The organism is Citrobacter sp. wls613, assembly GCF_005281195.1.
Taxonomy (GTDB): domain Bacteria; phylum Pseudomonadota; class Gammaproteobacteria; order Enterobacterales; family Enterobacteriaceae; genus Citrobacter; species Citrobacter gillenii.
In genome coordinates, this window is the sequence record NZ_SZXN01000026.1 from 25,012 (window position 1) to 31,011 (window position 6,000).

Sequence of the window (6,000 nt, forward strand, 5' to 3'; positions counted from 1 at the left end):
TACCCACCCGTAGTGAGGGTTTGTGCCTGAGAACAGGGTTATCAGGGTGAAAAGATGGCATGATTTCTGCTGTATACCTGAAATGAAGAAAGGAACGGCGGGAAAGGGAGAACGTATGCGTCTTGATAAGGATACGGCAGCAAAGTGGCTGAGCCGGTTATTACCGGCGGCGATCCTGATTTTGGTGGGGTGGTTTTCCATCATGACCATTCGGGACTACGGCCGGGAAAGTGATGCCGCTCGACAAACGTTACTGGAAAAGGGAAGCGTGCTGATCCGCGCCCTTGAGTCCGGCACGCGTGTGGGTATGGGAATGCGTATGCATCATGCGCAGCAACAAACGCTGCTGGAGCAAATGGCGGTACAGCCGGGCGTACTCTGGTTTGCCGTTGTCGATGAGCATGGCGTGATTATCACCCACAGTGATTCCTCTATGGTTGGTAAATCCCTCTACTCGCCGGATGTCCTGCGTCAGTTAAATCCTGGGGAACAAGAACGCTGGCGGAATATTGACTCATCTCCCGATGGGCATGATCAAATACCAGCCCTGGAAATTTATCGCCAGTTCCAGCCGTTGTATGGGGCCGGGAGGCACGGTATGGCACGCTGCTCCGGTAATGACGATCATGCGAATACGCCCACGCAAACCATCTTTATCGCTTTTGATGCCAGCGACCTGGCCGCGACTCAGGCCAGAGAGTGGCGTAATACGCTGATCGTTCTGTCTGCTCTGGCGGCGGTGCTGCTGGCTACCGTGCTGACGTTTTTCTGGTACCAACGCTATCAGCGTTCTTATAAAGAGCTACAGGACGCGATGAAGCGTAAAGAAAAGCTGATGGCGCTCGGACATCTGGCGGCGGGAGTCGCGCATGAAATCCGTAATCCACTGTCATCCATCAAGGGGTTAGCGAAATATTTTGCCGAACGCACTCCGGCGGGGGGCGAGTCGCATGAACTGGCGCAGGTGATGGCGAAAGAGGCCGATCGCTTAAATCGGGTGGTGAGTGAATTGCTGGAGCTGGTGAAGCCCGCGCACCTGACGCTGCAGCGGGTCGATCTTAATGAAGTCATCACCCACTCGCTGCATTTGGTTAGCCAGGATGCTCAGAGCCGGGAAATTCAACTGCAGTTTACGCCGAATGCTGCGTTACCCGCTATTCAAGCCGATCCCGACCGACTCACGCAGGTCCTGCTGAATTTATACCTCAACGCCATTCATGCTATCGGGCATCAGGGGACGGTTACGGTTTCAGCGAGTGAAAGTAGCGCCGATCGGGTTAAAATTAGGGTTACCGACAGCGGAAAGGGAATTGCGCCCGACCAGCTGGAGGCTATTTTTACTCCTTACTTTACGACGAAGGCAGACGGTACCGGGCTGGGACTGGCGGTGGTGCAAAACATCATTGAGCAGCACGGCGGAACCATTCAGGTAACCAGCGTGGAAGGTAGAGGCACCGTCTTTACTCTCTGGCTGCCGATCAATGCGAAACCACAGGATTGACAAGGATGACACACGGAAAAATCGATATTCTGGTTGTGGACGATGACGTCAGCCACTGCACTATTCTACAAGCGCTGCTGCGTGGCTGGGGCTATGACGTTGCGCTTGCCTATAGCGGACGAGAGGCACTGGCGCAGGTGCGTGAACACGTCTTTGATCTGGTATTGTGCGATGTGCGTATGGCGGAGATGGACGGCATTGAAACGCTGAAAGAGATCAAAGCCCTGAATCCGGCGATTCCGGTCTTGATTATGACCGCTTTTTCTAGCGTGGAGACCGCGGTGGAAGCATTAAAAACCGGGGCGCTGGATTACTTAATCAAACCACTGGATTTTGACAGTCTGCAGCACACGCTGGAAAAGGCGCTGGCGCATACCCGGGCGACCGGCGTCGACCCCGTAGCAGCCCCGGCAGCGCAGTTTGGCATGATTGGCAACAGTCCGGCGATGCAGCACCTGCTTAACGAAATTGCGATGGTTGCGCCGTCGGATGCGACGGTGCTTATTCACGGAGACTCCGGAACGGGCAAAGAACTGGTCGCCCGGGCGCTTCACGCCAGCAGTGCGCGCAGTGATAAACCACTGGTGACGCTCAACTGCGCGGCGCTGAATGAATCTCTGCTGGAATCTGAACTGTTCGGCCATGAAAAAGGCGCGTTTACGGGGGCCGATAAACGCCGGGAAGGGCGCTTTGTGGAAGCCGACGGCGGTACGCTGTTTCTTGATGAGATTGGCGATATCTCGCCGCTGATGCAGGTGCGCCTGCTGCGGGCGATTCAGGAGCGTGAAGTCCAGCGCGTAGGCAGTAATCAGACTATTGCTGTGGATGTCCGGCTGATTGCCGCCACCCATCGCGATCTAGCACAAGAGGTCAACGCCGGACGTTTTCGCCAGGATCTCTACTATCGCCTGAACGTCGTCACTATCGAGATGCCCGCATTACGTCAACGCCGGGAAGATATTCCGCTGCTGGCCGGGCATTTTCTCCAGCGCTTTGCTGAGCGTAACCGCAAAGCGGTGAAAGGTTTTACCCCGCAGGCAATGGATCTGCTGATCCATTACGACTGGCCGGGAAACATTCGTGAGCTGGAAAATGCGATTGAGCGTGCGGTGGTTCTGCTGACGGGAGAATACATTTCTGAACGCGAGCTGCCGTTGGCGATTGCCGCGACGCCAATAAAAGCAGAGAACAGTCCGGAGATCCAACCGCTGGTGGATGTTGAAAAAGAGGTGATTCTGGCAGCACTGGAAAAAACGGGCGGCAACAAAACTGAAGCCGCCCGTCAGTTAGGCATCACGCGCAAAACGCTATTGGCGAAAATTTCGCGTTAGCGCTGCTCGCGTTCGATGGCGCGCCAGCCGATATCGTTACGGCTAAAGCTGCCGTCCCAGCGGATGTCGGCCATTAACGCGTAAGCGCGCTTCTGCGCTTCTGCAACGGTATGACCCAGTGCGGTTGCGCACAGGACGCGGCCCCCATTGGTCAATACCGTGTCGTCGGCGGCGAGTTTAGTGCCGGCGTGGAACACTTTGCCGTCAGCGGCTTCTTCCAGCGGCAGGCCGTGGATCGCGTCTCCGGTACGGTAGTCGCCCGGATAACCCCCGGCGGCGATTACCACGCCCAGCGAGGCGCGCTCGTCCCACTCGGAGGTTTTTTCGTCCAGCTTACCGTCGCAGGCGGCGAGACACAGATCCACCAGGTCCGACTTCATGCGCAGCATGATCGGCTGGGTTTCCGGGTCGCCGAAGCGGCAGTTAAACTCGATAACCTTCGGGTTGCCCTGTTTGTCGATCATCAGGCCTGCGTACAGGAAACCGGTGTAGGTGTTACCTTCCGCCGCCATGCCTTTTACGGTTGGCCAGATGATGCGTTCCATGGTGCGCTGGTGAACGTCATCAGTTACAACAGGCGCTGGAGAGTATGCACCCATCCCGCCGGTGTTCGGACCGGTATCGCCATTGCCCACACGTTTGTGGTCCTGACTGGTAGCCATCGGCAGGACATGCTCGCCGTCGACCATCACGATAAAGCTTGCCTCTTCGCCGTCGAGGAACTCCTCGATCACAATGCGGTGGCCTGCGTCGCCAAACGCGTTGCCTGCCAGCATGTCGTGCACGGCGGCTTCAGCTTCTTCAAGCGTCATCGCCACGATAACGCCTTTACCGGCAGCCAGGCCGTCGGCTTTAATGACGATCGGCGCGCCTTTCTCACGCAGATAGGCCAGCGCGGGCTCCACTTCAGTGAAGTTCTGGTATTCCGCCGTGGGAATATTATGGCGCGCGAGGAAATCTTTGGTGAACGCTTTAGAACCTTCCAACTGCGCAGCACCTTCGGTTGGGCCGAAGATTTTCAGACCGGCGGCACGGAAGGCATCGACCACGCCAATCACCAGTGGTGCTTCCGGACCAACGATGGTGAGATCGATCTTCTCGTTCTGGGCAAAGCTCAGCAGTGCCGGAATGTCGGTTACACCGATAGCCACGTTTTGCAGCGTCGGTTCCAGTGCGGTACCCGCATTGCCCGGTGCGACATAAACGGTTGAAACCTGCGGTGACTGGGCTGCTTTCCAGGCCAGCGCGTGTTCGCGCCCGCCGTTGCCAATAACTAATACTTTCATCGTCTGCTCCGTGGATTAATGGCGGAAGTGGCGCATGTCGGTAAAGATCATCGCAATACCGTGTTCGTCGGCAGCGGCAATCACCTCGTCATCACGAATGGAACCGCCTGGCTGGATAACACAGCTCACGCCAACGGCTGCTGCGGCATCAATCCCGTCGCGGAACGGGAAGAAGGCGTCAGACGCCATTGCCGAACCTTTGACTTCCAGACCTTCGTCGGCGGCTTTAATCCCGGCGATCTTCGCGGAATAAACGCGGCTCATCTGGCCTGCACCTATGCCGATGGTCATGTTCTCTTTGGCGTAGACAATGGCGTTGGATTTCACGAACTTCGCGACTTTCCAGCAGAACAGCGCATCACGCAGCTCCTGCTCAGTAGGCTGACGTTTGGACACTACGCGCAGTTCACCCTCGGTGACCATACCCAGGTCACGATCCTGAACCAGCAGTCCGCCGTTCACGCGTTTGAAATCCAGGCCCGCAACACGCTCAGCCCACTGACCGCAGGTCAGGACGCGAACGTTCTGCTTAGCCGCCGTAATCTTCAGCGCTTCCTCAGTTGCTGACGGGGCGATGATCACCTCAACAAACTGGCGGGAGATAATGGCCTGTGCCGTTTCAGCATCCAGTTCGCGGTTAAAAGCGATGATGCCGCCGAACGCGGAGGTTGGGTCGGTTTTGTACGCGCGGTCATAGGCATCAAGAATAGAGGAGCTGACTGCCACGCCGCACGGGTTGGCGTGCTTAACGATAACGCAGGCTGGCTCGTTGAACTCTTTCACGCACTCGAGTGCGGCATCGGTATCGGCGATGTTGTTATAAGAGAGCGCTTTGCCCTGGACCTGCGTTGCGGTGGCAACGGACGCCTCTTTAACATTCTCTTCTATATAGAAGGCCGCCTGCTGGTGGCTGTTTTCGCCGTAGCGCATATCCTGCTTCTTAATGAAGTTCAGGTTCAGGGTTCGCGGGAAGCGACCTGCAGCGTCTTTGCTTTCACCGTGATAGGCCGGGACCATGCTGCCGAAGTAGTTGGCAATCATGCTGTCGTAGGCGGCGGTGTGTTCGAATGCTTTAATGGCGAGATCGAAACGGGTGTCGAGGGTCAGAGAACCTTCGTTGGCATCCATCTCTTTAATAATGGCGTCGTAGTCATTGCTCTTTACCACGATAGCCACATCTTTATGGTTCTTGGCGGCCGAGCGCACCATGGTTGGGCCGCCGATATCGATATTCTCTACCGCATCTTCCAGCGAGCAGCCAACGCGAGCCACGGTCTCGGCGAACGGGTACAGGTTAACAACCACCATATCGATAGGGGCGATACCGTGTTGTTCCATTATTCCGTCATCCTGACCGCGACGGCCAAGAATGCCGCCGTGTACTTTTGGATGCAGGGTCTTCACGCGTCCATCCATCATTTCCGGGAAACCGGTGTAATCGGAAACTTCGGTCACTGGCAGACCTTTCTCTGCTAACAGGCGCGCAGTGCCACCTGTAGACAGCAGCTCCACACCGCGTGCGGAAAGTGCCTGAGCGAATTCGATAATACCTGCTTTGTCAGAAACACTGAGCAGAGCGCGGCGGACTGGACGACGTTGTTGCATGGTAAATCCCCTGGATTTGACTATAACAGAGAGCGTTAGCTGAGTTTTTGCGTAAAAACTCAGCTAACGCCCCTTACGGGGCATCCTTGTTTTGCCGCAGCATTGTAACGAAAACGTTTGCGCAACGCTCGCGAATTTTTCTTTTTCAATGTTGACCCTTATTTCGAGAGCTTAAAACCGTATATAGGTAGAAAGGATCGCCGAAATGATGGGGATGTTTGTGGATAACTCTGTGTGCAAATAGGTATAAGGCGGGGTTTTGCTGTGGAATGCAGCA

Annotated in this window: 4 protein-coding genes; 2 read left to right on the forward strand and 2 right to left on the reverse strand. The window is 56.0% G+C overall.

What is annotated here, in order from left to right:
* Positions 1-115: 115 nt before the first annotated feature.
* Complete coding sequence (gene zraS / locus FDX01_RS04150) at positions 116-1,501, forward strand: two-component system sensor histidine kinase ZraS (RefSeq protein WP_137399279.1); 1,386 nt, start codon at positions 116-118, stop codon at positions 1,499-1,501.
* A gap of 5 nt (positions 1,502-1,506) precedes the next feature.
* Positions 1,507-2,832: a sigma-54-dependent response regulator transcription factor ZraR gene (gene zraR, locus FDX01_RS04155; RefSeq protein WP_115259730.1), complete on the forward strand. Its 1,326-nt coding sequence runs from the start codon at positions 1,507-1,509 to the stop codon at positions 2,830-2,832.
* Here the strand turns inward: zraR and purD are convergent.
* Together purD and purH are read right to left on the reverse strand one after the other, a co-directional pair.
* The gene (gene purD / locus FDX01_RS04160; protein WP_137399280.1) at positions 2,829-4,118 is read right to left on the reverse strand and encodes a phosphoribosylamine--glycine ligase; all 1,290 of its coding nucleotides are present in this window, start codon (positions 4,116-4,118) and stop codon (positions 2,829-2,831) included. The two genes, zraR and purD, sit on opposite strands and share 4 nt — an antisense overlap.
* A gap of 15 nt (positions 4,119-4,133) precedes the next feature.
* A complete protein-coding gene (gene purH, locus FDX01_RS04165; protein ID WP_117343999.1) occupies positions 4,134-5,723 on the reverse strand; it encodes a bifunctional phosphoribosylaminoimidazolecarboxamide formyltransferase/IMP cyclohydrolase in 1,590 nt (529 codons plus the stop codon).
* Positions 5,724-6,000: the final 277 nt, after the last annotated feature.